This is a genomic window from Lacticaseibacillus jixianensis (assembly GCF_003946485.1).
In the GTDB taxonomy this organism is placed as follows: domain Bacteria; phylum Bacillota; class Bacilli; order Lactobacillales; family Lactobacillaceae; genus Lacticaseibacillus; species Lacticaseibacillus jixianensis.
The window spans coordinates 36,998-62,193 of sequence record NZ_RHOJ01000003.1 but is presented as its reverse complement, the minus strand read 5'-3'; the positions used below and the strand labels follow the sequence as shown (position 1 = coordinate 62,193).

Below are 25,196 nucleotides of genomic sequence, written 5' to 3'. Positions count from 1 at the left end.
GTGATGTACACCTGACAGAATTCGCCGTCCACGCAAAAACCGCCCAATGAGCTGAGCGGTTCGCATCCTTTATTTCTCTAGCGCGTTGATCACGTAGTCCATGTTGGCAAGGACCTTCTCGCGGCCCATCAGTTCGATGGTCTCGGCGAGCTGAGGCCCGTGCATTTCCCGCGTCGTCGCGATGCGCACTGGCATGTAAAGCTTGCGCCCCTTGACGCCCGTTTCAAGCCGGACGTGGTAAACGGCTTGGTTGATGAAGTAGGCGGAGAAGGTCGGCAAAGCGCGGAGCTTCTCTTGCGTCAGCTTGATCACGGCCAAGGCGTTATCGTCGGCCAGCTCCTTCATGTCCAGCTCGTCTAATTCCTTGGGCTGTTCGAAGAAAATCGTCGCTAGGTCAGCGATTTGACCGGTGAAGCTCATCTGCGGAATGTACAGCGAAATTAGTTGCCGTGCCCATTCGATCGTCGAAGGATCCGGATCCTTTGGCAACCGACCGGCCTCAATGAGGTTCTCAACGGCCAACGCCGTGAGCTCATTAGGATCCGTCTTCTTGATGTACTGATTATTGACCCACTCAAGCTTCTTTTGGTCAAAGCGCGCCGGGGACTTGCTCAGCCGTGTTTCGTCAAACAGCTTGATGAAGTCCTTGCGGGTAAAGATCTCGTCTTCGCCCTTCGGGGACCAGCCCAGCAGGGTGATGAAGTTGAACATTGCCTCTGGCAGGTAACCGAGCTCCTTGTACTGCTCGATGAACTGCAGGACAGATTCATCACGTTTGGACAGCTTCTTGCCGGTTGCCCCGTTGATGATCAGCGTCATGTGGCCAAAGACCGGGGTCTCCCAGCCGAACGCCTCGTAAATCGCCATTTGCTTCGGGGTGTTGGCAATGTGATCGTCGCCGCGCAACACGTGCGAGATCTGCATGAGGTGATCATCGATGACGACCGCGAAGTTGTACGTCGGCATGCCATCCGCCTTTTGAATGACAAAGTCGCCGCCGATGGTGTTGCCATCGATCGAGATGTCGCCCTTGACGATGTCGTTCCACTCGTAGGTGTGATCCGCCGGAATGTGGAAGCGGATCACTGGCTTCAGCCCCTTAGCCTTGGCCTCAGCGATCTTGGCCTGCTTTTCGGCCTCGGTCAAGCCCTCGTACTCGTACACATAGTGCGGTGCCTCGTGAGCGGCCTTCTGGGCGTCGCGGTCGGCCTGGAGTTCCGCTTCAGTCTTGTACGACTCGTAAGCGTCACCCTTCGCAACCAGCTCCTGGATGTACTTCTGATAGATGGCCTTGCGTTCGGACTGCCGGTACGGCCCGAAGTCGCCGCCCTTGTCGGGGCCCTCGTCCCAGTCGATGCCGAGCCAGTGCAGGTTCTCGATCTGACTCTTTTCGCCGTCCGCGATGTTGCGCTTGGTGTCGGTGTCTTCGATCCGCAGCACCATCGTCCCGTTGTAATGACGGGCGAACAGGTAGTTAAACAGCGCCGTGCGGGCGTTCCCGATGTGCAAGTGGCCGGTTGGGCTTGGTGCGTAACGCACCCGAATTGGTCGATCTGACAAAATATGATGCCTCCATTTTTGGTTTGTCCTTGAATCGGTCCTGGACTACCCCAGAACACGCATTGTTAGTGTACCACAAGGGGCTAGGCCTTTCAGGGCGTTCATGCAAAAAGCCCGCGCGTGGCGGACTTCCTGATCACTTGCTAGGCCGTGGCCCCTTGCCAGGGTGCTTGGCCTCGTGCTTTTCGCCCTCCTCTTTCAAGGACTGCTGCTGATGCGCCGGCTTGGCGAAGATCATGCGGCCAGCGGCGGTTTGAATCGCCGACGTCACGATCACGTCCAGGGGCTTGTTCATGAAGAACTGCCCGTCCTCGACCACCACCATCGTGCCGTCTTCCAGGTAGGCCACGCCCTGCTGGCGTTCAGTCCCGGATTTGATCACCGTCACCGTCATGCCTTCGCCTGGGATCAGGTCCGGCTTGAGCGCGTTAGCCAGCTCATTGATGTTGAGCACCGGGACGTTCTGAAACTGCGCCACCTTATTCAAGTTGAAGTCGTTGGTGACGACTACCCCATCCAGCATCTTGGAGAGCTTGAGCAACTTGGAATCGACTTCGGTCATGTCGTCAAAGTCGCCATCGTACATCTCAACGTTGATCTCAGGGTCTTCCTTCATCTGGTTAATAATATCCAGGCCCCGCCGGCCGCGCCCGCGCTTGAGCGCATCCGCCGAATCCGAGATGAGCTGCAGCTCGTGGACCACGAAGGTCGGCACCAGCAGCGTGCCCTCAAGAAAGCCGGTCTTGGCGATCGCCTGCACGCGGCCGTCAATGATGACGGAAGTGTCAAGGAGCTTATACTTGTGAAAATTATCATCCGCCTTGCGGGCAAGCACCGAAGAACCGGTATCGTCTGACTTCTTTTCGCGGTTACGCCCGCCAAACAGCCGCCGCCACTCCTCGCGCCGCGTCGTGCCAAGCCGAAAACCAAAATAGCCGAAGATCATCATCAGGATCAGTGGCAGGATAGTCCCTAAAGGCCCAGGAAATCTGGAGAAAAAAATCGAAATAATGGCAGCAAACACCAGGCCAATAATGGTACCTAAACTACCGAACAACAGGAACGATGGGGATTTCGTGTTCAACGCCTTTTCTGTTTGGTCCAGCTTGCTGATGATCCAACCGGAGACCAGCTCCGACAACATCAGAAACACGACCGCACCGATCAGACTATCGACGATGACGTTATTCAACCAGGCGGTTTGAGCCAGGTTAAGCACGCCCCAGAGCAGTGGCATCACACTGGCGCCAACCCCGATCCCGATCAAGGCGAAGATCACGTTGATCACACGTTTTTTCATATCGTTCCTCCTTTCATATTTTATTTTACAAAGACGCGATCCAGTGCCTCCGAGACACTGGAAACACCAATGACCTTTATTTTATCACGGGTCGGCAGACCCTGCAGGTTATTCTTCGGGATAAAAATCCGCTTAAAGCCGAGTTTAGCCGCCTCTTTGATGCGGTCCTCGACCCGGTTGACCCGCCGCACTTCCCCGGTCAGGCCAATTTCTCCAACAAAGCAGTCGGTCGGCGAGATCTCACTGTCGCGGTAGGAGCTGGCAATGGCCATCGCCATCGCCAAATCGATCGCCGGCTCATCAAGGCGCACGCCGCCAGTGGCTTTCAGGTAGGCGTCCTGATTCTGCAACATCAGATTAGCCCGCTTTTCCAGCACGGCAATGATCAAGGACACGCGGTTGTGGTCCAGGCCACTGCTCGTGCGCTTCGCATTACCGTACATCGTCGGCGTCATCAGCGCCTGGATCTCTACAAGGATCGGCCGGGTGCCTTCCATCGACACCACCACGGCCGAACCGGTAGCGTTTGGCAGCCGCTCGTCCAAGAAGAGTTCAGAGGGGTTCGCCACTTCCTCGAGCCCGTCTTGATGCATCTCAAAGATCCCGATCTCATTGGTCGAGCCGTACCGGTTCTTGACGGAGCGCAACATGCGGTAGGTGTGGTGCATGTCCCCCTCAAAGTACAACACGGTGTCCACCATGTGCTCCAGGATCTTCGGGCCGGCGATCGCCCCTTCCTTGGTGACGTGGCCGACGATGAAGATGGTGATCTGCTCGGTCTTGGCGATCTTCATCAGCTCAGCGGTCACTTCCCGGATCTGGCTGACCGAGCCCACCGCCGAATTCATTTCCGGCACGTTCATTGTCTGCACGGAATCGATGACCACGTAGTCAGGCTGCATGTCGTCTATTGCCTGGGAAATACTCGGCATATCAGTTTCAGGATAGAGGTACATGCCCGAATCGCCCACCCCCAGCCGCGTCGCCCGCAGTTTGATCTGACTGGCACTTTCCTCACCGGAGACGTACAGGACCTTCTCTCCCTTGCTGGCGAGGTGGCCGGAAACTTGGGTCAGCAGGGTCGACTTCCCGATCCCGGGATCACCGCCGATCAGGATCAAAGAGCCTGGGACGATCCCCCCGCCCAGGACCCGGTCAAGTTCGCCTAGGTCCGTGGTGACCCGCGGCTCGCGCTTGAGTGACACCTGGCTCATCAGCATGGGCGCGACCTTAGTGCCGGCGCTGGTGCGGCGCGGTGATGCCGCCTTGGCCGCCGGCTGACTTTGGGCCTCTTCCACCAGTGAGTTCCAGGCGCCACAGTTGGGGCAACGGCCGAGAAAGGTGGCCGAGATGTAGCCGCAATTCTGGCAGACGTACTGAGTTTTTACTTTGGCCATAAGCCGCCTTCCTTCCTCACGTTAGCGCCCGGTGGAGCCAAAGCCGCTGATACGGGTGTTGCCAGTGCCGTTATCGCCATCTGCGACCAAGTAGGGCATGAAGATGCCCTGACCGATGCGCTCCCCCTGCTCGATCACGACGTCACGCGGGCTGAAGTTGATCATCTGAATGAAAATTTCGCCTTCGTTGCTTGGATTCCCGTAGTAGTCCGCATCGATCACCCCGATCCCGTTGGGAATGACCAGCCCGCGCTTCAGCGGGTTGCTGGACCGGTTAGCCAGGATCAGGACCTCATCCGGTTGCATGTAGGCCTTGACCCCGGTTGGGACCAGCAGCGGTTTCAGGATCTTGCTGGCCCGCGCCATGTCCGTATCAGTCAGCGGGTGCTCATTTTTGATCAACCGAAACAGCCGAATAAAGTCATAGCGCCAAATGCTTTTCAGCACAAAATCCTCCCGGGCAAAAAAATCGTAGCCCGCCGCGTTCTTGGTCTGGCGCTCGGGCAGCTTGACCCCGGCGTTGACGTACGCTGAAACAATTTCAAATCCACGAGTGCGCATAGTTGCCTCCAGTTTGCTTGAATGTGCATCTATCATACCACCCTCACGGCCAAGGCTTGGCTGGAAAACGGTTTCTTGGCTTAATCCTTAGTAATTGCTATACTTATAGGAAACGAAAGGAAGTGGCACCATGACTTTTGACCATGAACCAGGGCGGTATTTCCTGACCGACGAGCACGGTAAGTTAATTGCCGAGGTGACTTATCAGGAGATCGATGACGGACAGAATTTCGTGATCGATCATACCTTCGTTGATCCAGTTCTTCGCGGCCAGGGCGTCGCTGGGCAGTTAGTCCGCGCCGTCGTCGACGAGGCGCGGACCGCCGGAAAAAAGATCGAGCCGCTGTGCACGTTTGCTCGCCATGAGTTCGCTAAGCGGCCGGAGTACGCCGACGTGCTTCGGCCGCACCCGGCCGAGTGATCGAGCTGGCCCTCATGGGGCGAGCGACGGTCGGCCCCTTGGCGGGCGTGGTTGTTTGGAAGGGCTGATTGTCATTGCCGGCGGGTTTCGCTAACCTAGCGGCGGGAAATCATCATTGCGGAGGCGGCATAATTGATGAAGAAGTGGTGGCAACAGTCGATACTCGGGTTTTCCCTGCTGCTCCTGGCATTCGGCCTTGCCGGGTGTCAGGGGCAGACGGCTAGCCCACGGTGGCCTCACAAAAGCCTTGCCCACGCGGTCGAGAACTTCGTGGTCAGCCAAGACTTCATGGACTACACCGCGATCAAGCACGCGTTTAGTCAAAAGGGCCTTTACATGATCTATCCGTACAGCGCGGCAGACGCTAAGCGCACCGGCGATTTGCGCTACCACGTGACGGTGCGCGGGCAAGTCTATAAGAAACGCAAGAACGCGTATGCCACTTACGCCACGTTTGACCTTGAGACCACCCCGCACAACGGCAAGCTTGCGGTCTCCGCCGCTCGCTTCACCAAATCAACCCCGAAGTTTAACCGGTGGCTGAAGATCCAGAACATCAAGGTCAATCACCCCCGGGTCGCCCTGCTCAACAAGCAAGGCGCGGCCGGCGTCAACATTCAGGGCATCTTTCCAGACAAGGACGGCAACCACATCAACAGCGCCTATCAGCTGTTTCAGGCCAGCTTTCCGATCACAAGCAAAGCCGAGTTAGCTGAGTACTACCTGCCCGATTCCGGCAATACCAAGACGATCCTCACGATGCTGAACGCAAACGATTGGAAAGCCTATCAGCTCCCGCAGGCCACGCAGGACGGGATGCTTAAAGGCATGAAGACGCTCGCCAACGCCAAGCTGAACTACCTGCGCGTCGACCGCCTGAGCCAGTCCTACTACGCCGTCGCTCTGTTTGAGAATGCCACGGCTGACCAGGCCAAGGGCTTGATGATCCTCAAGGACGCTGCCCCCAAGGACCCCAAGCTGGCGCACCTGCAGTTCGTGACCATCAAGGCGGTCGCCATTAAAATGCCATAATCCGCGCAAGCGTCCCCTGCCAGGACGCTTTTTTCTTCAGGCAACGGGTTCAAACTGACCGGGCAGTATGCTAAAATGTGGAAGTCTGTTAATATTTCATAATTTTCTAATGAAAAAGGAGTGAAGTGTCTATGTCAAAGGCAGTTACTGCTGAAGACCTCGCGAAGTACCAACAAGATCTCGAAAATACGCCGGCCGCTAGCGCGATCCAAAAGGCCGTCATGAATAATGGTGTCCTGAAAAGCGCCGAAAGCACCGCGAGTCAAACCACGATGACGCAAACCTTCTCCATCGATTTGAGCACCGGGAAGGTGGCCGACCAGAAGCAGTCCGGCCGCTGCTGGATGTTTGCCGCGCTGAACACGATGCGCCACGGTATTCAAAAGCAGTTTAAGATCAAGGATTTCGAGCTTTCTCAGAACTACACCTTCTTCTGGGATAAATTCGAAAAGTCCAACTACTTCTACGAAAACGTGCTGAAGACCGCGGACCAGGACATCGACTCGCGGAAAGTCGCTTGGCTGATGGCGACCCCACAAGGTGATGGCGGTCAGTGGGACATGCTGACGGCCCTCATCGACAAGTACGGCATCGTGCCGAAGTCCGTCATGCCGGAAACATACTCTTCCAGCAAGTCCAACGAAATGAACGCCGTCTTGAACCTCAAGCTGCGCAAAGACGCTGTGACCCTGCGCAAGCTGGTTGCGGACAAGGCAAGCGCCGAAGACATTCAGGCTGCTAAAGACCAGATGCTCTCCGAAGACTACCGGATCTTGGCCTACACGCTGGGCGTGCCGCCAACCAAGTTTGACTTCGAATACCGCGACGACGATAAGAATTACCACATCGACCGCGACCTGACGCCGAAGACCTTCTTTGCGAAGTACGTCGGCTGGGACACGGACGCTTACCAGTCACTGATCAACGCGCCAACCGCCGACAAGCCGTTCAACCACCTGTACACGGTGGAAATGCTGGGCAACGTCATCGGCGGCCGCGAAGTTCGTCACTTCAATGTGACCTCGGACGAGATGAAGAAGCTGGCCATCAAGCAGCTTGAAGCCGGCGAAACCGTCTGGTTCGGCTCCGATGTTGGCAAGTCCTCCGACAGCAAGCTCGGGATCATGGATCCTAAGCTGTACGATAAGAACGCCCTGTTCAACACCAGCCTGGACATGACCAAGGCTGAACGCCTGGACTATGGTGAAAGTCTCATGACCCACGCGATGGTCATCACCGGCGTTGACATTGTCGACGGCAAGCCGACCAAGTGGAAGGTGGAGAACTCCTGGGGTGAAAAGGCCGGCCAAAACGGTTACTTCGTCGCCTCTGATGAATGGTTCTCCGAATTCGTCTATCAAGTCGTGGTCAACAAGAAGTACCTGTCCCCTGATCAGCAGCTGACCATCAAGAACGAGTACGATCACCCGACCGTCCTGAAGCCTTGGGACCCAATGGGGGCATTGGCCGCCAAATAAGGTGAGCCATTCAAAAACAGGCTGGGACACAAAGCGGTTTTAGCCCAAAACGCAGGCGTCCCGGCATCACGATTCGCACTTCGAATCGCGGTGCCGGGGCGTTTGCGTGTCTGGGCGTTGCTGGAACGCGACTAGGGTAATTATTTCTCAGCCTGTTTTTTATACCGTTGTTTAGACGGGAAGAAGCGTTTTATCCAAGATTGCCAGGTGTCGATCCAATGTGTACACAATGGGCTGGGCATTGGCGACCTCGACCTGGTTGATCCCGGCGTCCGAGATGCGTTCGAGATACTTGGTCAGGGCCCGGAGCGATGAGCCGTGAGCCACGATCAACTGGTTATCGCCGGCCACCAGCCGCGGCGCGATTTCATCCGCCCAGTATGGGATCAGGCGGGCCTCCGCGTCCTTGAGGCTTTCGCCGCGGGGGATGATCGCCGCCGGATAGCGCTGATACGCCCGACTGCGGCGCGCCTGGGCTAACAGGGGCGGGCGGTCCGTAAAGCCGCGCCGCCACTGCGCCACTTGCGCCTGGCCAAATAGCTCGCGCGTCTTATCCTTGTTGAGTCCGCGCAGCGCCCCGTAATGCCGTTCGTTGAGGCGCCAAGACTTGGTGATCGGCACCCACGACTGGCCAATTGCTTCCTGCACCAGGTAGGCAGTCTGAATGGCCCGTTTCAGCACCGAGGTGTGCACGTGGCCAAACGGCAGCCCCAGCGCCGCCAGTGCCGCGCCCGCCGCCTGCGCCTGCGCGACGCCGCGGGCGGTCAGTGGCACATCAGACCACCCCGTGTAGGTATTCGAGAAGTTTGCAACACTTTCACCGTGCCGCAGTAAGACTAATTTAACCATGGCCGCCTCCATATTTTTTGAGTATACCATTTTGAGAAAATCACTCAAAACGCTGGTATATGAGAATCCAATTAGATATACTTATTTGTATCTAATTATCGGAGGGGATAGTATGGCAATTTGGGTCCCGGGGACGATCACCTCGCGTATTCAGCCTGACTTGGCGTTGGCCATCGACCGCGGCGTCGCGCTCGAAATTGGCCAAGAAAGCTTTGAATGGCAGGTCACCAGCAACGATCCGACGCTGCCCACCGATCAGACCAACCTGATCGTCAGCGTCGCCGAAACCGTCGATCCCCTGCTGGTGCCGCACGAGCTCACGCTGACCACGACGGTTCGCACCGGGATGGGCCTTGGCGCCTCGCTGGCGGCGACGATGCTGGGCATCGAACTGGCGGCGGCGCTGGGCGACGAGCCGGTGCCGCTGAGCAAGAAGCTGGCGGTCGCCAACTTTTTTGAGCCCAACCGCGCGGCCATCGAAGCCACCCTTTACGGCGGCTGCCTGGTCTACAACGGGCCGAAAAACGTGTTGAATTTTGGCACCGAGCGCGTTCAAGGGGCCATTTACCTTCCAGACAAGGTCGTCGAGACCCCAGTGCCGCCAGAGCCGGTTAAAAGCAGCAGCTCCGCCCAGGCCGTGATGAACGCCATGATGAGTGCGGATGGCGCCTGGCTAGCCACCCACTTTCCGCTCAAAGAGCAAGTGACCGCGGATTATTTTCCCCACGCGGAAATGGTCTCGCGCGCAGTCCGGGCGGCCGGCGGCTTCACGACCTTCGTGTCGGCAAACGGACCAGCGTTAGTCTGCCTCGCCGAAACTCGCGTCACCGACTTCTTCCCCAAGCTGAAACGGCAGCTCACCGCCGGCAGTGTGGCGCCCTTCCACCTTTCGCGCAAGGGCGTGGCGCAAATCTAACGGCACTTTTCACCCCATTCAAAAAGCCGGGCAGTGCCCGGCTAGCTCGTGCTAGTGGTGGTCGCGGTGGTCATCCACCGCATCGTTGAACTTGTCCGCCACCCCTTCGGTGAAGTCGTCAGTTTTCTTTTCGGCCTTGTGCTTGGCGTCATCGAACTTTTCTTTGGCCTCGCCTTTAAGGCTCTGCGCCTTGCCCTTCGCCTCAAGTTTCTCGTTATCGGTGACCTTGCCGGCAGTTTCCTTGACCTTACCAACGACCTTGTCCTTCATTGCGTCAAAATCAGTCATAGAATCCCTCCTTCTCTTGGTTACTTTAAGCATACCAAGATTGGGTTGCACACGGCCAATCAGACGACTCGCGAAACGGGCCAGGGTCCGCCCCTGCCACTTCCGCGCGCGTAGCAAAAAAAATAGGCCTCAGCCTACTTTTTCTTCGCCGAGCGGTTCGGCTTGCTGTCCAGCTCTTCAGGAGCTGGCGGCTCAACGGCCTGGCCGTCTTTTTTGATGTCTTTATAGTTGACGATGGTGCGCTGTTTCAGATCGTCAACCACTTCTTTGTCCGCCTTGCTGAACGAATCGATCGTCAGCAACGCCGAATTGGCATATAACTTTTCCACGGTGCCCGTGAAACTTAATGGCACCTGCTTACTCTTTTTAACGTCGACCGTTTCGCCGACTGTGATGACTTGGGCCAAAAAAGTTCCCCCTTCTGCCGTGCAACGTTAGCAACGTTACTTATTATAGCATAGTTGGCCCAAGCACGGGGATCAGCTGACTGCCTCTTCCTCGGGTGCGCGCTCTGGTTCACCCGCCTTCAGGATCGTCATGCGTTTCAGGGCGATCACGGTTTGAAAAAGCAGATCGCGTGCGTTCATCCGGTCCTTTGGGCTGAACTCATCGATTGTGACCAAAGCAGCGTTCTCATAGCGCTTGACGACCGTCCCAATAAATTCATGTTCCATATTACCATTTGGCTGACAGCGCACCACTGCCCCTTTTGACACGGTTGTTTTCAATGTAACCGCCTCCATTTCTCTTTGTTAAGGCGAGTATATACTATTTAAAAACTTATCGTCAACATAAACGTAATATTATTTTGTGGTAAAAGTCGTTATGGTTCACTTGGCCGCTCCAAGTACCAAAAAGACTACCCGCGGCGGGTGCCTGCCGGGGTAGTCCTGCACTCATTTCTGCCCGTAAACGATCCGCTGGCCGCTTGCCGTAATGGTTTTGATTGCGGAGAAATCCTGATAGCGGCCGTTGGCGGTCAGCTTGGCCCTTAGCGCCTGCGGAAGCGCTGGACTGGGCGTTGCCGGCTTGGCCTGGACTGGCCCCGGGTGCGACTTTGAGTGCGCCCGACGGACAGGCGCGCCGCTCACGGCATCGGCGGCGTCCGCCCCTGGCCCTTCAAGTACGTTCTTGCAACCGATTCCACTTGGCGGCATACTGAGGCCATAGCATTTTAGGAGGCCCGACATGACTCAAGATAACTGGCTCTGGCTGCTCGCTTTTGGTGGCATCCTTGCCGCCGTGGTAATCATTTCGACCGTCAAGGCCCGCGTCAGCTTGCGTAATCGACTACTGACGTCTTGGGGGCGGCTGCCGGAGCCGACCAGCCGCGACGCTGAGAGCAGCCTCAAGGAGGCGTTCCGCGCTTCGGCGCAGCTGCGGCCCACGACCAGCACGGTGGACGATCTCACCTGGCACGACCTGGACATGATGCAGGTGTTTCGGCTGCTCAATCAGACCGAGTCCAGCGTCGGGGCAGAAGCGCTGTATGCCAAAATGCGCAGCTTCGACCTGGGTCAGCCCAACGTCGACGAGGACCTGATCGCCTTTTTCACCGCCAACCAGGTGGCCCGCATGCAGGTGCGCACCGCCTTTGCGCACTTGGGTAAGGTCGATCACAACCAGTCGCAGCATTACCTGCTGACTACGACAAAGGGGGCGCTGCCGAACGCTTGGCAGTACCGCGTGTTCGGCCTCCTGCCGCTGGCGGGCGTACTCTTGGCCCTAATTGCGCCGCTGGCCGGGGTGCTACTGGCCATCGGCAGCCTGCTGTTCAATGTCATCTACTACGAGGTCAAAAAAGAAGCCCTGACGCTTGAGCTTAACGCCATGCGCTACCTGGTGCAGACCATTACCACTGCCCGGAGCCTAGTCAAAATCGCCACCCCGCGCCAGGCTGCCCTGAAGCAGGCCTACGCCCCGCTAGCCGGCATTGGCCGCCGCGCCTTCACCTTCCGCGCCAAAAGCGGCTCCACCGGCGATGTGATCGCCGACTACATCAGCTTCATGTTCATGCTGCCCTTCATCGCTTACAATGACGTGCTGCGCCGGTTACGCCTGCACAAGCAGGCAGCCATCGCGCTGTGGACGGTGATGGGCGACTTGGAGGTGGCCATTGCCATCGCCAACTTCCGCCTGGCGGTGCCCACCACTTGCTCACCAACGGTTGCCAAAGCCGGGGTCCACGCTGCGGGCTTGATCCATCCCCTGCTGAAACACCCGGTGCCAAACGATTTGGACTGGCCGCAAACCGCCTTGATCACCGGCTCCAACGCGTCGGGTAAATCGACTTACGTCAAAAGCGTGGCCATCAATCTGCTGCTGGCACAAACCGTGGCCACGGCAACTGCCACGCGCTTCGCCTACCAGCCGGGGCACGTCGTCACGGCAATGGCGATCCAAGACGACATCGCCGCCGGAGACTCCTACTTTATCGCCGAGATCAAGGCGATCAAGCGGCTCCTTGACCTCGTGGCCCAGGGCCAGCGCGTCTACGGTTTCATTGACGAGATCCTCAAAGGGACGAACACCGTCGAGCGGATCGCCGCCTCGGCCGCCGTGGTCCACTGGCTGACCGAAACCAACGCCTTGACAATGGTCGCCACCCACGACAGTGAGCTGACCGCAATGCTTGCGGGCCAAGTCATCAACTGGCACTTTCAAGAAACCGTCGATGCCGCCGGTGTCCATTTCGACTACCTGCTGCGGCAGGGGCCAGCGACCTCCCACAACGCGATTGCCCTGCTCAAAGCGATGCAGTACCCGCGCAGCATCACGGCGCAGGCCCAGGCCCTAGCGCGCGACTTTGAAGGCTTGCGGCAGTGGCCTCACGTCTGACCACCAAAAAGCGCCAGGCCCCGGTAACTGCTAACTACCGAGGCGTGACGCCTTTTTGAATCATTGGCGGACCTGCCCGTTGCCGCGGATCTGGTACTTGATCGTCGTCAGGGCGGAAAGGCCCATGGGCCCGCGCGCGTGCAGCTTCTGGGTACTGATCCCGATCTCAGCACCAAAGCCAAACGCCTGCCCATCGGTGAACCGCGTGGACGCATTGACATAGACGCACGCGGCGTCGACTGCGGTTAAGAACTGCTCCCCGGCGGCGTAGTCACCTGTCACGATGGTCTCAGAATGCTTGGTGTTGTGGGCGTTGATGTGGGCGATGGCAGCCGCTTCCGACGCCACGAGCTTGACGGCCATGACCAGGTCGTTGTACTCGGTATCCCAATCTGCGGAGGTGGCGGCCGCCATGCTCGGCACGATCGCCCGGGCCGCCTCATCGCCGCGCAGGGCCACACCGTGTGCGGTCAGGGCCGCGGCCAGCGCCGGCAGGTACGCAGCCGCCACCGCTTGATGGATCAAAAGCTTCTCCGCTGCATTGCAAACGCTTGGCCGCTGGACCTTGGCATTGACGACAATGTCAATGGCCATCTGCAGGTCCGCCGCCTGGTCCACGTAGACATGGCAGTTGCCCGCGCCGGTTTCGATGACCGGCACCGTCGCGGTTCTCACCACCGTTTGGATCAGGCCGGCCCCGCCGCGGGGGATCAACACGTCGATGTAGTCGGTCAGGCGCATCATCTGGTTAGCCAGCGCTCGGCTGGGATCAGCGATCAGCTGCACGGCATCCTGTGGCAAGCCAGCCGCAGCCAGCGCTTCCCGCAGCACGGCCGCCAGGGCCACGTTGGAAGCTCGGGCCTCCTTGCCCCCGCGCAGGATCACGGCGTTGCCACTTTTCAGTGTTAACCCGGCGGCGTCCACGGTGACATTGGGCCGCGCCTCGTAGATCATGCCGACGACGCCTAAGGGCACGCGCTGCTGGACGATGAACAGCCCCGCCTCATTGCGCCATCCCCGATCGGCGGTCGCGGTCGGATCAGGCAGTGCCGCCACCGCCCGCAGCCCAGCTGCCATGTCAGCAATGCGCGCCGCTGAAAGACGCAGGCGATCCGTGAACTTAGTCGGCAGCTGCGCCGCGTTCGCCATGTCTTCGGCGTTGGCGGCCAAAAGGGCTGGCGTGGCCGCCTCCAAGGCCGAAGCCATCTGCTGCAGGGCAGCGTTTTTCTGCTTCGTGGTCAACTGCGCCAGCGTGCGCGCCGCTGCCTGCGCCGCTTGCCCCATTGCGATCAAGTCTGTCATTGCGCTTCCTCCTTGCCAAACCACGTGCCGACATCAGCGCCGGCCACCACCTTCAAAACGATCCGCGGGTCCGCACCAGAACACAGCACCATCTGCTTGCCCGCGGCCATCATCGCGCTCGCGGCTTTAAGCTTGGTCACCATTCCGCCAGTGCCGAAGCGAGACCCCGCACCGGTCGCCCGCGCCTGCGCGAGTTCTGCAGGGGCCGCGACCGTGGGGATCAGCGCGGCGTTTGGGTGCTGCTTGGGGTTGCGATCAAACAGCCCCTCAATATCGGAAAGCACGATGAGCAGGTCTGCTTCGATCGAGGTGGCGACCAATGCAGAAAGCTGGTCGTTGTCGCCAAAGGTCGTCTTGTGGTCCAGCTCATCGGTGGCCACCGAGTCGTTCTCATTGATAATTGGGATCACGCGGCGGGCCAGCAGCGCATCGATCGTGTCGAGCACGTGCCGCCGCGACGCAGGGTAATCAAAGACGTCATGCGTGAGCAGCAGCTGGGCGATGCTCGCCCCGTAATCGGTAAACCGTTCCCCGTAAAGCCGCATCAGACTACTTTGGCCGATCGCTGCCAGCGCCTGCTGCTCGGCGATCGCGGCCGGCCGGCTCGTCAGGTGCTGGGCAGCCAGACCCACCCCGATCGCCCCTGAGGTCACCAACACGACCTCGCTGCCCGCGTTACTCATTGCGGCTAATGCGTAGGCCAGCCGGTCGATGGCCTGCAGGTTGACCCGCCCGCTCTCGTGAATAAGACTACTGGTGCCAATTTTGACCACCACCCGGCGGCAATTCGTTAGCGCGTTGCGCATGTTTCCCCTCCTGAACCAAAAAGCGCCACTTCGCCGAGGCACCCATCTCTGGGCGGTACCATCCTCGTTCGAAGCAGCGCTTCACACTTTGACTAGTTTAGATTTAAAAATCACCGGCTGCGAGTCGGCTTCGCGGGCTTGGTCAGCCTTTCAGTCAAGGGCCAACTTCCTGTGCGCCGCTACTTGCATCGCAGGTATGGCGTCATTATAGCCGGGGGCTCACCGAAAGTCAATCGCCTCATTGCCTGGCTTCACCGCCCGCCGGGAGGTTTAGCTCGTACGCCCAGCATTCAACTACTGGCACCTCGAACGTCCAGCGCACCAGGCCGCGCCGCCCAAATCCCAGCTGGGTCAAAATATGCTGCATGACGAGATTCTCCGTCTGGGTGTCGACCCGCACGGCAGGGTGCGCCCTCGCCGCCTCGGCAATCAAACCGCGCATGAACGGTAGGCTGAGGTGCTGGCCTTGAAAGGTCGCGCCCATCGCCACCCGGTGGATCGTGCTGTAGGGGCCTGAGTCTTGCCAGTGGCCGCCGCTCAGCTGGTCGTACACGGGCTCCGGCGCATCTTCCAAGCTGGCGTAAGCTGCCACCTGATCGCCAACCAGCAGGACGCGCCCAGTGCCCGCGGCGAGATCGGCGCTGATATCACCGCGGGCCGGGTACGCCGCTTGCCACTGCGGAATGCCTTGGCGCTTGAGCCTTGCCTTGGCCGCCCCAATGATCCCCATGATTTTCGCTAGATCGGTCGCCGTCGCCGGCCTCACCCGGATTTTTGCCATGCATAAGTCCCCTTCACAATCGAATTGAACTTATCCTAACATTTTTCCGGCCCAGTTGGGGCAATCTTCTCGGCCTCGGCGATGGGATTGAGCGGCGGCTCCCCAGCCATCCTGGGCTTGACCTCGTGGCTTGCGATCAGCCGCTCGGCGCGGCCTGACATGGCCCAGAGGCTCACTAACCACACCCCCGCCGCTGGCAACATGCTTACGACTACCATCATCGCGCTCACCCGCTTTCAAGTTCGTGTCTTGTCACTTAGCGCACCTTGAGTATCCCGCGTGAACGTATCAAAGCGATGAGCTTTAGGCATCGATTGCGTAAAAGAAAAAGCCTGCAACGTTGCCAGTGTAAAGGCAACGTAACAGGTCTTAGTCAAGCAGTTACTTGGCGCGCACTAGGCTCAGACTCTTCCGCAGCGCCTTGAAGATCCCACCCTCGCTGTATGTCAGCACGTTAGCGGCGTAGATCCGCTCCGCCAGGGCGGTGAAGCCGCCCAGGAACACGATGCTGATGGCGAGGCTGACCAGTGCCAGTGGTAGGCTCGCCTGCCCGATCCCAAAGCGGGCGGGCATGACCATCGGGCTGAGGAAGGGCAGGTAGCTGATGATGCCGATCACCGGACCATTCGCGTTCGCGGTCATCAGCGAGGCGAAATAGCCGATCATGGCAAGCAGCAGCACCGGCTGCAGGGCCTGGCCCGCCTGTTCCTGATTGGCAACCAGCGAGCCGCACATGGCGGCTAAGATCGTGTAGCTCAGGATCCCGACGATGAAAAAGAGCACCGAAAGCGCCACGAACCCCCACCCGATCTGAGAGAAATCAACACTGGCCAGGAGGTCTTTAACCACCGGCAGCGCCCCGCGCAGCAGCCACGCTGCCGCGGCCATGACTGCGTAAAGCGCGACCTGGATGCCCAGCAGCGCGGCAACTCCCATGATCTTACCGTAAAATTGGGTCCGTGGGCGGATCGCCACCAGGATCGATTCTTCGATCCGCGAGCCTTTTTCCGTGGCGATCTCGGCGGCAATGATGCTGCCGTAGCTCATCAAGAACAGGTACATCAAGAAGCCCACCACGGTGGACAGCCCCTGCTTGAGCGCGTCGCTCTTGCCGGCCGTTGCGGTCATTTTGCCGCTGTCCGTGAAGGCCACCGCCTTGGTCGTCACCCGCGGCGTCGCCAGCAGCTGGCCAAGCTGCTTCGCGGATAACCCCAATGACTGCGCGACCGCCATGGTGTTAAGCCCCGCAAGCGATTGGGTAAGCGCGGCGGTGGAAATACTTTGGCCGTCATCGCGCCGGTACAATTTCGCCTGCGCCGTGGTTTTCAGGACCAGCATTCCATCTGCTGTGGCCGCGGCCAGCTGCTTTTGCCCCTTGGCCTCACTGCTGATCGGCACGTACTTTTGCTCGCTGCTGCTTTGCTTTTGCAGCGCCGCCGCCACCGGCTGCGGCGCCACCACCACGACCCGGGCCGGCGCCTGGGTCGACGTCATGTACCAGACGATCCCCCCGATGACCACTCCAGCAAGCAGCGGCATCAGGACCATCAGCCACCAAGAGTAGCCGCGCAGGTTCTTTTTCAGGACTTGGCCCGCGATCAAATTCAGCTTACGCATCAGCTTCACCCACTTTCAGCCGAAAAATTTCGTCCAGATCCGGCGCCTGCTGCGAAAATTCCGGGATGTAGCCCCCTTGGCTGACGGCCTGAAAAATCGCCCGGCCGGCCGCCGGATCACTGAGCCGAAGCGTGTAGTGCTCGCCGCGCCGCACGACGGCGACCACGCCTGGCAGGGCGCGCAGCGCGGCTTCGTCCAAACCGGGCTGCTCGAGGGTAATGCGCGTGCGCCCGTACGCCTCGCGAATAGCGGCAACTGTGCCGGACAGCACGGTGTGCCCATTTTTCAACATCACCAGGTGATCGGACAACGCCTCCACGTTGCTCATGTCATGACTAGAGAAAATAATGGCCGCCCCGCTTTGCTGCAGCGCGTGGATCCCGTCCTCGAGCAAACTGGCATTGACCGGATCCAGGCCGGAAAACGGCTCGTCCAAGATCAACAACCGCGGCTGAAAAATCAGCGTGCAAATCAGCTGCACCTTTTGCTGATTGCCCTTGGACAGATCCTTGACCTTGTCGGTCGGCTTGCCTTTGACCTCAAAGCGGGCCATCCACTCCGGCAGGGCGGCGGCGACTTGCGCCTTGCTCATGCCGTGCAACTGGCCAAAGAATTGAACCTGATCCGCTACCGTCATCTTCGGGTACAGGCCGCGCTCTTCCGGCAGATAGCCAATAATGTCGCGGTCGATCTGGGCGATCGGCTTACCGGCCCACCGCACTTCACCTTGGTCCGGGCGGATAAACCCCAGCACCATGCGGAACGTGGTGGTTTTGCCCGCCCCATTTTGACCGATCAGCCCCATGATCTCCCCGGGTGCGACCGTGAACGATTCATCCGCCACGGCGATCTGGCCGCCGAAGCTTTTCGTAATGCCTGCTAATTCGAGCATCTACGCCCTCCTGACAATCAATTTAAAATCGCTGCGGACAACAAATGCGCAGCCCAAGCCGCGCATTGATTGGCCCCTTAACTGATGGCAATGGCCAGCTTTAGCACGGTCATCGCCTTGTGCCCACTGATCTTGTAATACGCGCTGGCTTCGCGCCAGCTGACGAGATTGGTCCGCCCCTGCTGGGATTCGACGGTCAGTACGACCGCCCCGTGCGTTTCCGTCTTGGGCAAGGGATTTTGGGCCAGCAGTGCCTCGACCTGGGTGGCTAGGGCCTTAGCCGCGGCGAGATCATGGGCGGTCGAGCGCACCGTGACCGAGTACTTGCCATGAAGCCACATCACTGCCGTGGCCCGCTTATCCCTTCGGACGACGGCCTTGATCGCCCCTGCCAGCGTCTGCGGCTGGCTTCCAGCAAGGGATTGATAGCCCATCTTCGCATAGGCCTCATTGGCCGCTGCCGTACTTGTCGGGGTCGCCTTGTGCAGTGCCAGTGGTGCTTCATGCGGCGTTAGCTCCTGCGCACTGGTACTCAGATAAAGGGTGTAGTCGCCGGGATCGCCGGTGATCGCCGTGTTGAGCCCGGCACTGGCACTGAAGGGACTAAACTCGGGAAACTTCGCCCCCGGAACCTGGTCTTCCGTGTAGTCTTTCAAAACGTCCAACCGGCGGCTGATCTGCGCGTCATCATCAGCGCCGAGTGGTTTCACCGCGGCTTCCTTGGTCGTGGCCGCCGTGGCGAACTTGGTCGTGCTCGTTTGGGCGGCTGAAGACTGCCGTTGTCCCTGCCCACAGGCCGCCAGCACAAGGAGCGCCAACGGTAAAATCAGCATTCTCATCCTCATCTTCCCACCCCTCTCTAATCCTAGAATACGCGAAAATGAAAACGATGTCATTAACTATTTTACCCTTTTCGTGATCGTTTCCACGCCGCGTCGGGGCGGCCGAGCAGGGCTTGGCTGGCGCCGCGCCGAGTTGAAGCGGGCAGTGAGTTATGCTACCATGCAGGGCAATGAAGCTCACGAAGCGGAGGATGCACGATGCTCACAGAGGAAATCAAACGAACCGCCGCCCTCGCCCCTGCAGAACTGATCGAGATCATGGCGGCCAGGGTGCGCGTGTTTGTGGTTGAGCAGCACTGCCCCTACCAAGAGATCGACGCCAAAGACGGGGCGGCGCAACACGTCATCCTGCGGCAAGGCGGCAAGCTCGCTGCCTACGCCCGGATCGTGCCCCACGACGACGGCGTTTCGGTAAGTTTTGGCCGCGTGCTGGTGCCCGCGGAGTACCGCGGCCACGGCTACGGCCGGCAGCTGATCCAAGCGGTGCTGGCGCAGCTGGCAACGATCGCACCGCACCAACAGATCAAGATCCAGGCGCAAAACTACCTGCGCGCTTTCTACGCCCAGTTTGGCTTCAGCCCGGTTTCTGCGGTGTACCTTGAAGACGGCATCCCCCACGTCGACATGGTCAAGACGCCAAAAAGGTGAGCAAGACAAATTACCCCTAGTCGCGTTCCACAAAGCAACGCCCAGACACGCAAACGCCCCAGCACCGCGATTCGAAGTACGAATCGTGATGCTGGGACGCTTGCGTTTTGGGCTAAAACCGCTTTGTGTCTCAGCCTCTTTATAGTCCAATCTATTCACAAAAACGTGACCCCGCTGGTCTCATGGTGCCCATCCTGGTATGCAAACACCGCGCCGAGGTGCGCCGGGTCATCCAGCCAGCCGGCCGGCACGCCGCCATGGAAGAACAGACGCTTGGCTTCAAGCTCGCCCTGCAGCGACGTCTGCGTGAAGACGGTCACCCCGGCCAGCTTAGTTTGCAAGGGATAGCCGGTCCGCGGGTCGAGCAAGTGGTGGTACTGCTGTCCGTTTTTGATCAAAAACCGTTCATAGATCCCCGAGGTGACCGCCGCACACGCCGGCACCGCCGTCGTGCCGAGGTCCTCATCGCGCCGCTTGGCCGGATCCTGGACCCCGATCAGCCACTGCCCATCAGCGCGCCGCGGCGACTCCCCGACCAGCAGCAAGTTGCCGCCGAGGTCGATGATGCCGGCAGTGACGCCGTATGCCTGCCACAGGGTCTTGATCTGATCGGCGATGAACCCCTTGGCGATGCCGCCAAGGTCCAGCTCCATCCCTGGGCGCATCAACGCCACGCTGTGGGCCGCTGGGGTCAGCGCCACGGCCGCAGGATCACACAGCGCAAGGCGGGCTTGAATGGCCGCTTCCGCCGGGACGTTGGCCCCAGGAAACCCGATCCGCCACAGCTTGACCAGCGGGCCGATCAGCGCGTTAAACCCATAATGCTCACGGCTGGCCGCGACCGCCGCCGCGATCAGCTGATAAGTCGCCGTTGACACCGGCACGGCCGCGCTGCCCGCGGCGTGGTTGACCGCCATCACTTCGGATACCGGCCGGTTGACCGTCAAGCGGTCTTCTTCGCGCTGGATCAGGGTCGCCGCGGCCTGCAACGGGGCATCGTCCAGCTCGCCGAACACCGTGAGCCGAATGCGGGTCCCCAGCGCGTGGAACGTTCTGACTAGCTTCTTCATCTTAAAGGTCGTAGGTGAACGGGCCGGCCTGCGGATCCGTGCCCGCCGGCTGACTTTCGGAAGCGCCGGTCGAGGCATCGGGCTTCGCTGGGGCGGCTTCTTCCTCAGACGCGCCCGTCGTCGCATCAACCGCCGGCGCTGCGGTTTCTTCCGACGCCCCAGTTGAGGCATCAGGGGCAGCGGCGGGGGCTTCGGTTGCCGACGCGCCAGTGGACGCGTCGGGCTGACCGGTCTGGCCATCCGCCTTGGAGGCACCGGTCGCCGCATCGGACCAGCCGCCCTTTTCGTAGGCCTGCAGGATGGGTTCAACGCTCCCGGTGAACTCGATTGTTCCTAGGTAGTTTCCGTCCTCATCGCGCAGCGCATAGTACTGAATGTAGACGCGGTGCCCGTGCATGGTCAGCGGCCGGGCGACAGAATCGCGCGAGCCGTCCTTAAAGCTGTCGATGATGCCCTTCACGATGGGCCAGACCTTGGCCGGGTGGCAGTCCTGCACGTTTTCCCCAAGTTCATCCGGGCGGCGCACGTGCTCCCGGTTGGGCTTGTTCGAGTACCAACTGAAGTGATCCGCGTGGTCGATCAAGTCGACCTCAAACGGAATAGTGCTGAAGATCTGCTGCACCTCAAGCAGCGACAGGCGCCCCGTCGCCATGTTAATGTATGCACCGTCAAATTCTGGTTTAGCCATGATTTCCTCTCCTTTAGTTGCGTCCACCTCCGCGCTCGCTTATTCTGAAAGGCGGAGGGACACTATGTTACAAACTTTTACGGGCGATAAGCCCCAGCATCTGAAGCTAGTCGAATCGACCCCGGTGAGTGCGACCTCGCGCATCCCCTTTGCCATCGTTCAGTGCCGCAGTGCCTGCGAAATGCGCCTGCCCGCGCGCTCACTCGACCTGCGCGCAGGCGATATCGTCCTGCTGCGCGCCAGCCAAGGGGCCGACTTGCTCCCGCTTGCCGGCACCCCGCTTGACGTCCGCGTGTTTCAGATCGCCATGGCCAAGGATTCCGACTTTGGCCCCAACGAGCAGATCGCCTCGATGCTGGCAACCGCAGAGGACGCCCACATCGTCTTTCGGCGCATCGACCACCGCCTGTGCGATGGCTACTGCGACCAGCTAAAGCGCCTTGAAGAAACAGCGCCCACGGACGCGGTCCTCAACTACGAGAAAAGCACGCTTGCGCACCTGCTTTTGACCGAGCTGTCCCGGGCTAAGTTTAACGCGATGATGATCATCGAGTCGGCTTTCCCGGAGGAGGCCGTGCGGTATGCGCCGCGCACGCACCAGGCGGCGGTGATCCTGAACTACATGACCACCAATCTCGCCAAGGTCACGCTTGCTTCGGCGGCAACACATTTTGGCTACGAGCCAAACTACTTCTCGCGGTTGACTCGCCAGCTCTACCACCGCTCATTCACCGAGCAGCTGCGGTTCATCCGCATGCACCAAGCCCGCAAGCTCCTGGAGTTAACGACCCAAAACGTGGCCGACATCGCCTTGGCGGTCGGCTACAAGAACCCGGCCAACTTTGATCGGCACTTCAAACGCGCTTTCGGCCAATCGCCAACCGCTTACCGCCGCTCAGTCAAACCTCAATGACGGCCTCGCCGCGCGCGAGGCCTTTTTGCTGGCCGCCGTCCAGGCCTATTTTTGCGCTTTGCTGGCCTTGCCCGGCTTCACGTCTGGCGTCTGCTTTGCTTTGGCTTCCTTCAAGAACGCGCGCAGCGGCCGCAGCGCTTGGGCATCATACTGCTTAACAAAACCATCGATCAGCTTCTGATCCTGATAGGCGGGATCAAGGAACATGTGCTGCGTCGTGAATGGCATCTTGCCCGTCATTTTAACGTCGATGACCACCGGCAGGTCCGTGTCCTGGGCAGCCTCTAGGGCCGCTTCAAATTCTGCCTTGCTCCGGACGGTAAAGCCCTTGGCCCCCATGCCTTCTGCGACTTTGGCCCAGTCGGTATCCGGCAGGTCCACCCCAGAAAGCGGCTGGTGGCTGTCATCGCGCTGCTCGGCCTCAATGAAGCCCAGCGTCTGGTTCGAAAAGACGATGTTGACGATGTGCAGCTTGTACTTGTACTGCGTCAGGAGCTCTTCGCACATCATCGCAAACGCCCCATCGCCGGAAAGACTGTAAACATCGCGGTCCGGGAACGAGAGCTTGGCGGAGATCGCCGCTGGCAGGCCCCACCCCATCGTCGCGTACTTGCCGGACGTGCTCCACTTCTGGGTGTGCTTAATATCAACCAGCCGTTCAAAGTAGATGTTGGTGTTCCCCACATCGACGGCAAATACGGCTTTAGGAGAGGCCGCATGATTCAGTGCGTCGTAGATCGGCTCTGGCCGCACTGGCGTCTCGGCTGAATCCTTGAAGGAATCCTGCCAGGCGGTCCAGTTCTTCTTGTTGGCCAGGCAGGCCTCATATAGCGGCGTCGGTTTGCGTTCTTTACCCGCCTTGGCGAGCGCCTTTAACGCCAACTTGGCATCGGCCAAAATGGCGAGGTCATCGTGGTGCCGCTTGCCCAGCTTACTGCTTTCGATATCGATCTGAATGACCTTGGTCTTCGGCGAGAACAGCACGCTGGCAAAAGGCACATCATTGCCGACCCAGAGAATGAGGTCCGTCGCCATCGCAGCTTCCACCCCAGGCTTGGGGGCGACCCGGCCCACTGAGCCCATGTACGCGGGATAATCCTCATCGAGGATGCCCTTGGCCAGGACGGAGGAAATCAGCGGCATTTTGAATTCTTCGGAGACCTTCATCAGCTGCTTGCGCGCATTTTTTGCGCCCAGGCCGAAGTAAATGACTGGGCCCTTGGCGGCTTGGATCATCTTCACCGCTTCGGCGATCTTAGCGGGATCCGGGGCCACGGTATAGGGCTTGATCTGGGTATTGGCGTTAGTCACATAGGTATCCGGGATCTGCGCCCACCCAAAGTCCTTGGGAATGGTGACAACGGCCACGCCGCGCTGCTCATAGGCAGCCTGAATGGCTTCGTCGACCACCTTAGGCAGGCTCTTGGCCGTCATCACAGTGCGGTTAAACACCGCAACGTCCGTGAAGGCCGGCTCTTCGTTCATCGCCTGGAAATAATCAATGTTCATGTTGGTAGACGGCACCTGGGCGACCAGGGCAAGCACCGGCACCCGATCGATCTTGGCATCGTACAAGCCGTTGAGCAGGTGAATGGCACCAGGGCCGGCAGACCCAAAGCACACGCCGATCTTACCGGTGTACTTCGCATCCGCCGAGGCGGCCAGCGCCCCGGCCTCCTCGTGGCGCACCTGAATGAACTTGATCTTATCTTGTTGGTTGTGCAGGGCGTTCATTGTTGAATCAAACGAGCCACCCGGATAACCGTAGATGTGATCGACGCCCCATGACTCAATGACCTTGAGAACTGCATCTGAACCACTAATCGTTGCAACCATTGCTATCCCTCCACGTTGTCTGTATTACCTAATTTAACGATCTGTATTTAATAAAAATATCCAACGTCGTTCCCAATCTAGATGTAAGCGCTGTACATTCTTATTATAGCCCCTTTTGTCGGTTGTAACACACCCATATCTATCCAGATTCTTAGTCGCGTCTGGCGTTGCTGTATTATTGGTCGGCGCGTTCCTGTACCATTGTCAGCCAAGCCATGCGTGCGGCCGCCCGCCGCCGCGCGCCTGCAACCCGATCCACCCCGATTTTAAACTTCCTCTACACCAAAAAGCACTTGTCCCGACTCGGACCAGTGCCTGATTGCGCTCCATTCTTAAGGATTTCTTCTGCCTCCCCCAAGCAGGCCCCTTTTCTGCTAAGATAGAAGGCATCTCGTTAAAAGGAAGCTGGCGGATGCGCCACAAAGGGATACTCACCGCGCTCACCGTCATGATCGCCGGGTTCGCCATTTACAGCCAGGCCAGTCCCCTGCCTAGCGCCACGCGCCGCGCCGCTCAGGACGCCGTGCAGGCGGGTGTCACCTGGGCAACCGCAACTGGCGCCCGCCTGGCGGACGCCGCAACCAAGCGTCTCGGGCTGGCTAACCGCACCCCGGCCAGCCAAGCCGCCACTGCCACCCCGCCAAGCGCGCCGGCCCAAACCGGCGCAACGCCCATCGAGGCAGCGGTCAAGGGCATCAAACTGAGCAGCCGCTACACCTACAGCTTTGAACCCGGCACCCCGGCCCGCGTGCGCACCGCCTTTACGCAGGCCGCGACGATTTACAACCGCGCCGGCGTTGTCACCCTCACGCCCGGCGCCTCATCGACCTTCGGCAACCACATCACGTTTGGGACCTACACCAAACCGATCCCCGACGATCAACCGACCGTCGAGCTTGGCGAAGGCGGGCCTGCCGTGATCTACAGCAAGCTTTCACGCACCGGCGTCAACCACGCCAAGGCGGAGTTCAACGCTGCCTATCAGGGCGCCGTGAAGGTCTCAGTCGCCCTGCATGAGATTGGCCACGCGCTGGGGCTGGGCCACAGCGGCAGGCGCACCTCGGTCATGTACCCTATGGACGAGGGCCGCACTGGCCTGGCCCCCGCAGACCTGACCACACTGAGAACCATCTACCCGAACAACTGAGCGGCTCACCCGAG

Annotated in this window: 26 protein-coding genes; 8 read left to right on the top strand and 18 right to left on the bottom strand. The window is 59.5% G+C overall.

Annotation, left to right across the window (positions count from 1 at the left end):
• Nucleotides 1-69: 69 nt before the first annotated feature.
• From gltX to EKM85_RS02375, 4 genes are all read right to left on the bottom strand, one after another.
• The gene (gene gltX / locus EKM85_RS02390; protein WP_125584672.1) at nucleotides 70-1,560 is read right to left on the bottom strand and encodes a glutamate--tRNA ligase; all 1,491 of its coding nucleotides are present in this window, start codon (nucleotides 1,558-1,560) and stop codon (nucleotides 70-72) included.
• Between the two features lie 136 nt (nucleotides 1,561-1,696).
• The gene (locus EKM85_RS02385; RefSeq protein ID WP_125584671.1) at nucleotides 1,697-2,860 is read right to left on the bottom strand and encodes a PIN/TRAM domain-containing protein; all 1,164 of its coding nucleotides are present in this window, start codon (nucleotides 2,858-2,860) and stop codon (nucleotides 1,697-1,699) included.
• A 20-nt stretch (nucleotides 2,861-2,880) separates the two neighbouring features.
• Nucleotides 2,881-4,257 (bottom strand): DNA repair protein RadA, encoded by a 1,377-nt coding sequence (radA, locus tag EKM85_RS02380; RefSeq protein ID WP_125584670.1) that lies wholly within the window; start codon nucleotides 4,255-4,257, stop codon nucleotides 2,881-2,883.
• A gap of 21 nt (nucleotides 4,258-4,278) precedes the next feature.
• On the bottom strand, nucleotides 4,279-4,818 hold the full coding sequence (locus EKM85_RS02375) for a dCTP deaminase/dUTPase family protein (protein WP_125584669.1): 540 nt from the start codon (nucleotides 4,816-4,818) through the stop codon (nucleotides 4,279-4,281).
• Between the two features lie 130 nt (nucleotides 4,819-4,948).
• On the opposite strand from EKM85_RS02375, the gene EKM85_RS02370 reads away from it, so the two are divergent.
• The 3 genes from EKM85_RS02370 (at nucleotide 4,949) to EKM85_RS02360 (ending at nucleotide 7,749) form a co-directional block, all read left to right on the top strand.
• Nucleotides 4,949-5,239, top strand: coding sequence for a GNAT family N-acetyltransferase (locus tag EKM85_RS02370; RefSeq protein WP_125584668.1), 291 nt, complete (start codon nucleotides 4,949-4,951; stop codon nucleotides 5,237-5,239).
• Nucleotides 5,240-5,374: 135 nt separating this feature from the next.
• Nucleotides 5,375-6,271 (top strand): hypothetical protein, encoded by an 897-nt coding sequence (locus EKM85_RS02365; RefSeq protein ID WP_125584667.1) that lies wholly within the window; start codon nucleotides 5,375-5,377, stop codon nucleotides 6,269-6,271.
• Nucleotides 6,272-6,402: 131 nt separating this feature from the next.
• Nucleotides 6,403-7,749: a C1 family peptidase gene (locus tag EKM85_RS02360; RefSeq protein WP_125584666.1), complete on the top strand. Its 1,347-nt coding sequence runs from the start codon at nucleotides 6,403-6,405 to the stop codon at nucleotides 7,747-7,749.
• A 171-nt stretch (nucleotides 7,750-7,920) separates the two neighbouring features.
• Here the strand turns inward: EKM85_RS02360 and EKM85_RS02355 are convergent, their stop codons facing one another.
• The gene (locus tag EKM85_RS02355) at nucleotides 7,921-8,598 is read right to left on the bottom strand and encodes a 2,3-bisphosphoglycerate-dependent phosphoglycerate mutase (protein WP_125584665.1); all 678 of its coding nucleotides are present in this window, start codon (nucleotides 8,596-8,598) and stop codon (nucleotides 7,921-7,923) included.
• 112 nt (nucleotides 8,599-8,710) lie between these two features.
• Here EKM85_RS02355 and EKM85_RS02350 point away from each other — a divergent pair, with 112 nt between their 5' ends.
• Nucleotides 8,711-9,514 carry a homoserine kinase gene (locus tag EKM85_RS02350; protein ID WP_125584664.1) on the top strand — a complete coding sequence of 268 codons (804 nt, stop codon included), beginning with the start codon at nucleotides 8,711-8,713 and terminating at the stop codon, nucleotides 9,512-9,514.
• A gap of 51 nt (nucleotides 9,515-9,565) precedes the next feature.
• Here the strand turns inward: EKM85_RS02350 and EKM85_RS02345 are convergent, their stop codons facing one another.
• From EKM85_RS02345 to EKM85_RS02335, 3 genes are all read right to left on the bottom strand, one after another.
• Entirely contained in the window at nucleotides 9,566-9,802 is a 237-nt protein-coding gene (locus EKM85_RS02345; RefSeq protein WP_125584663.1) for a CsbD family protein, read from the bottom strand.
• 134 nt (nucleotides 9,803-9,936) lie between these two features.
• Complete coding sequence (locus EKM85_RS02340; protein WP_125584662.1) at nucleotides 9,937-10,209, bottom strand: DUF2187 domain-containing protein; 273 nt, start codon at nucleotides 10,207-10,209, stop codon at nucleotides 9,937-9,939.
• Nucleotides 10,210-10,281: 72 nt separating this feature from the next.
• Nucleotides 10,282-10,530, bottom strand: coding sequence for a hypothetical protein (locus tag EKM85_RS02335; RefSeq protein WP_225418920.1), 249 nt, complete (start codon nucleotides 10,528-10,530; stop codon nucleotides 10,282-10,284).
• A gap of 460 nt (nucleotides 10,531-10,990) precedes the next feature.
• Between EKM85_RS02335 and EKM85_RS02330 the strand changes: the two genes are divergently transcribed.
• Nucleotides 10,991-12,640, top strand: coding sequence for a MutS-related protein (locus tag EKM85_RS02330; protein ID WP_125584660.1), 1,650 nt, complete (start codon nucleotides 10,991-10,993; stop codon nucleotides 12,638-12,640).
• Nucleotides 12,641-12,700: 60 nt separating this feature from the next.
• Here EKM85_RS02330 and EKM85_RS02325 read toward each other — a convergent pair whose 3' ends face one another.
• The 7 genes from EKM85_RS02325 to EKM85_RS02295 all read right to left on the bottom strand — a co-directional run bounded on the left by EKM85_RS02325 (nucleotide 12,701) and on the right by EKM85_RS02295 (nucleotide 18,871).
• The gene (locus EKM85_RS02325) at nucleotides 12,701-13,942 is read right to left on the bottom strand and encodes a glutamate-5-semialdehyde dehydrogenase (RefSeq protein ID WP_125584659.1); all 1,242 of its coding nucleotides are present in this window, start codon (nucleotides 13,940-13,942) and stop codon (nucleotides 12,701-12,703) included.
• Complete coding sequence (gene proB, locus EKM85_RS02320) at nucleotides 13,939-14,748, bottom strand: glutamate 5-kinase (RefSeq protein ID WP_125584658.1); 810 nt, start codon at nucleotides 14,746-14,748, stop codon at nucleotides 13,939-13,941. The genes EKM85_RS02325 and proB overlap by 4 nt, the downstream gene beginning before the upstream one ends.
• Nucleotides 14,749-14,986: 238 nt before the next feature.
• Nucleotides 14,987-15,529 carry an acetyltransferase gene (locus EKM85_RS02315; RefSeq protein WP_125584657.1) on the bottom strand — a complete coding sequence of 181 codons (543 nt, stop codon included), beginning with the start codon at nucleotides 15,527-15,529 and terminating at the stop codon, nucleotides 14,987-14,989.
• 35 nt (nucleotides 15,530-15,564) lie between these two features.
• The gene (locus tag EKM85_RS02310; protein ID WP_125584656.1) at nucleotides 15,565-15,750 is read right to left on the bottom strand and encodes a hypothetical protein; all 186 of its coding nucleotides are present in this window, start codon (nucleotides 15,748-15,750) and stop codon (nucleotides 15,565-15,567) included.
• Nucleotides 15,751-15,910: 160 nt separating this feature from the next.
• Nucleotides 15,911-17,146 carry an ABC transporter permease gene (locus tag EKM85_RS02305; RefSeq protein ID WP_125584655.1) on the bottom strand — a complete coding sequence of 412 codons (1,236 nt, stop codon included), beginning with the start codon at nucleotides 17,144-17,146 and terminating at the stop codon, nucleotides 15,911-15,913.
• A complete protein-coding gene (locus EKM85_RS02300) occupies nucleotides 17,139-18,038 on the bottom strand; it encodes an ABC transporter ATP-binding protein (protein ID WP_125584654.1) in 900 nt (299 codons plus the stop codon). Before EKM85_RS02300 ends, EKM85_RS02305 begins: the two co-directional genes overlap by 8 nt.
• 77 nt (nucleotides 18,039-18,115) lie before the next feature.
• Entirely contained in the window at nucleotides 18,116-18,871 is a 756-nt protein-coding gene (locus EKM85_RS02295) for a hypothetical protein (RefSeq protein ID WP_125584653.1), read from the bottom strand.
• A gap of 207 nt (nucleotides 18,872-19,078) precedes the next feature.
• Here EKM85_RS02295 and EKM85_RS02290 point away from each other — a divergent pair, with 207 nt between their 5' ends.
• A complete protein-coding gene (locus EKM85_RS02290) occupies nucleotides 19,079-19,528 on the top strand; it encodes a GNAT family N-acetyltransferase (protein WP_125584652.1) in 450 nt (149 codons plus the stop codon).
• 155 nt (nucleotides 19,529-19,683) lie between these two features.
• On the opposite strand, the gene EKM85_RS02285 is transcribed toward EKM85_RS02290, so the two are convergent.
• Together EKM85_RS02285 and EKM85_RS02280 are read right to left on the bottom strand one after the other, a co-directional pair.
• The gene (locus EKM85_RS02285) at nucleotides 19,684-20,598 is read right to left on the bottom strand and encodes an FAD:protein FMN transferase (RefSeq protein ID WP_125584651.1); all 915 of its coding nucleotides are present in this window, start codon (nucleotides 20,596-20,598) and stop codon (nucleotides 19,684-19,686) included.
• A gap of 1 nt (nucleotide 20,599) precedes the next feature.
• A complete protein-coding gene (locus tag EKM85_RS02280; RefSeq protein WP_125584650.1) occupies nucleotides 20,600-21,286 on the bottom strand; it encodes a PAS domain-containing protein in 687 nt (228 codons plus the stop codon).
• Between the two features lie 64 nt (nucleotides 21,287-21,350).
• On the opposite strand from EKM85_RS02280, the gene EKM85_RS02275 reads away from it, so the two are divergent.
• Nucleotides 21,351-22,199, top strand: coding sequence for a helix-turn-helix transcriptional regulator (locus EKM85_RS02275; RefSeq protein ID WP_125584649.1), 849 nt, complete (start codon nucleotides 21,351-21,353; stop codon nucleotides 22,197-22,199).
• A gap of 45 nt (nucleotides 22,200-22,244) precedes the next feature.
• Here the strand turns inward: EKM85_RS02275 and spxB are convergent, their stop codons facing one another.
• The gene (gene spxB / locus EKM85_RS02270; RefSeq protein ID WP_125584648.1) at nucleotides 22,245-24,035 is read right to left on the bottom strand and encodes a pyruvate oxidase; all 1,791 of its coding nucleotides are present in this window, start codon (nucleotides 24,033-24,035) and stop codon (nucleotides 22,245-22,247) included.
• Nucleotides 24,036-24,447: 412 nt separating this feature from the next.
• Between spxB and EKM85_RS02265 the strand changes: the two genes are divergently transcribed.
• A complete protein-coding gene (locus EKM85_RS02265; protein WP_125584647.1) occupies nucleotides 24,448-25,182 on the top strand; it encodes a matrixin family metalloprotease in 735 nt (244 codons plus the stop codon).
• The last annotated feature ends 14 nt before the right edge of the window (nucleotides 25,183-25,196 follow it).

Excerpts from the sequence above, each read along its gene's own strand:
- EKM85_RS02385 (WP_125584671.1), bottom strand. The coding sequence starts at position 2,860 with ATGAAAAAACGTGTGATCAACGTGATCTTCGCCTTGATCGGGATCGGG.
- radA (WP_125584670.1), bottom strand. The coding sequence starts at position 4,257 with ATGGCCAAAGTAAAAACTCAGTACGTCTGCCAGAATTGCGGCTACATC.
- EKM85_RS02375 (WP_125584669.1), bottom strand. The coding sequence starts at position 4,818 with ATGCGCACTCGTGGATTTGAAATTGTTTCAGCGTACGTCAACGCCGGG.
- EKM85_RS02370 (WP_125584668.1), top strand. The coding sequence starts at position 4,949 with ATGACTTTTGACCATGAACCAGGGCGGTATTTCCTGACCGACGAGCAC.
- EKM85_RS02365 (WP_125584667.1), top strand. The coding sequence starts at position 5,375 with ATGAAGAAGTGGTGGCAACAGTCGATACTCGGGTTTTCCCTGCTGCTC.
- EKM85_RS02360 (WP_125584666.1), top strand. The coding sequence starts at position 6,403 with ATGTCAAAGGCAGTTACTGCTGAAGACCTCGCGAAGTACCAACAAGAT.
- EKM85_RS02355 (WP_125584665.1), bottom strand. The coding sequence starts at position 8,598 with ATGGTTAAATTAGTCTTACTGCGGCACGGTGAAAGTGTTGCAAACTTC.
- EKM85_RS02350 (WP_125584664.1), top strand. The coding sequence starts at position 8,711 with ATGGCAATTTGGGTCCCGGGGACGATCACCTCGCGTATTCAGCCTGAC.
- EKM85_RS02345 (WP_125584663.1), bottom strand. The coding sequence starts at position 9,802 with ATGACTGATTTTGACGCAATGAAGGACAAGGTCGTTGGTAAGGTCAAG.
- EKM85_RS02330 (WP_125584660.1), top strand. The coding sequence starts at position 10,991 with ATGACTCAAGATAACTGGCTCTGGCTGCTCGCTTTTGGTGGCATCCTT.
- EKM85_RS02325 (WP_125584659.1), bottom strand. The coding sequence starts at position 13,942 with ATGACAGACTTGATCGCAATGGGGCAAGCGGCGCAGGCAGCGGCGCGC.
- proB (WP_125584658.1), bottom strand. The coding sequence starts at position 14,748 with ATGCGCAACGCGCTAACGAATTGCCGCCGGGTGGTGGTCAAAATTGGC.
- EKM85_RS02315 (WP_125584657.1), bottom strand. The coding sequence starts at position 15,529 with ATGGCAAAAATCCGGGTGAGGCCGGCGACGGCGACCGATCTAGCGAAA.
- EKM85_RS02310 (WP_125584656.1), bottom strand. The coding sequence starts at position 15,750 with ATGATGGTAGTCGTAAGCATGTTGCCAGCGGCGGGGGTGTGGTTAGTG.
- EKM85_RS02305 (WP_125584655.1), bottom strand. The coding sequence starts at position 17,146 with ATGCGTAAGCTGAATTTGATCGCGGGCCAAGTCCTGAAAAAGAACCTG.
- EKM85_RS02300 (WP_125584654.1), bottom strand. The coding sequence starts at position 18,038 with ATGCTCGAATTAGCAGGCATTACGAAAAGCTTCGGCGGCCAGATCGCC.
- EKM85_RS02295 (WP_125584653.1), bottom strand. The coding sequence starts at position 18,871 with ATGCTGATTTTACCGTTGGCGCTCCTTGTGCTGGCGGCCTGTGGGCAG.
- EKM85_RS02290 (WP_125584652.1), top strand. The coding sequence starts at position 19,079 with ATGCTCACAGAGGAAATCAAACGAACCGCCGCCCTCGCCCCTGCAGAA.
- EKM85_RS02285 (WP_125584651.1), bottom strand. The coding sequence starts at position 20,598 with ATGAAGAAGCTAGTCAGAACGTTCCACGCGCTGGGGACCCGCATTCGG.
- EKM85_RS02280 (WP_125584650.1), bottom strand. The coding sequence starts at position 21,286 with ATGGCTAAACCAGAATTTGACGGTGCATACATTAACATGGCGACGGGG.
- EKM85_RS02275 (WP_125584649.1), top strand. The coding sequence starts at position 21,351 with ATGTTACAAACTTTTACGGGCGATAAGCCCCAGCATCTGAAGCTAGTC.
- spxB (WP_125584648.1), bottom strand. The coding sequence starts at position 24,035 with ATGGTTGCAACGATTAGTGGTTCAGATGCAGTTCTCAAGGTCATTGAG.
- EKM85_RS02265 (WP_125584647.1), top strand. The coding sequence starts at position 24,448 with ATGCGCCACAAAGGGATACTCACCGCGCTCACCGTCATGATCGCCGGG.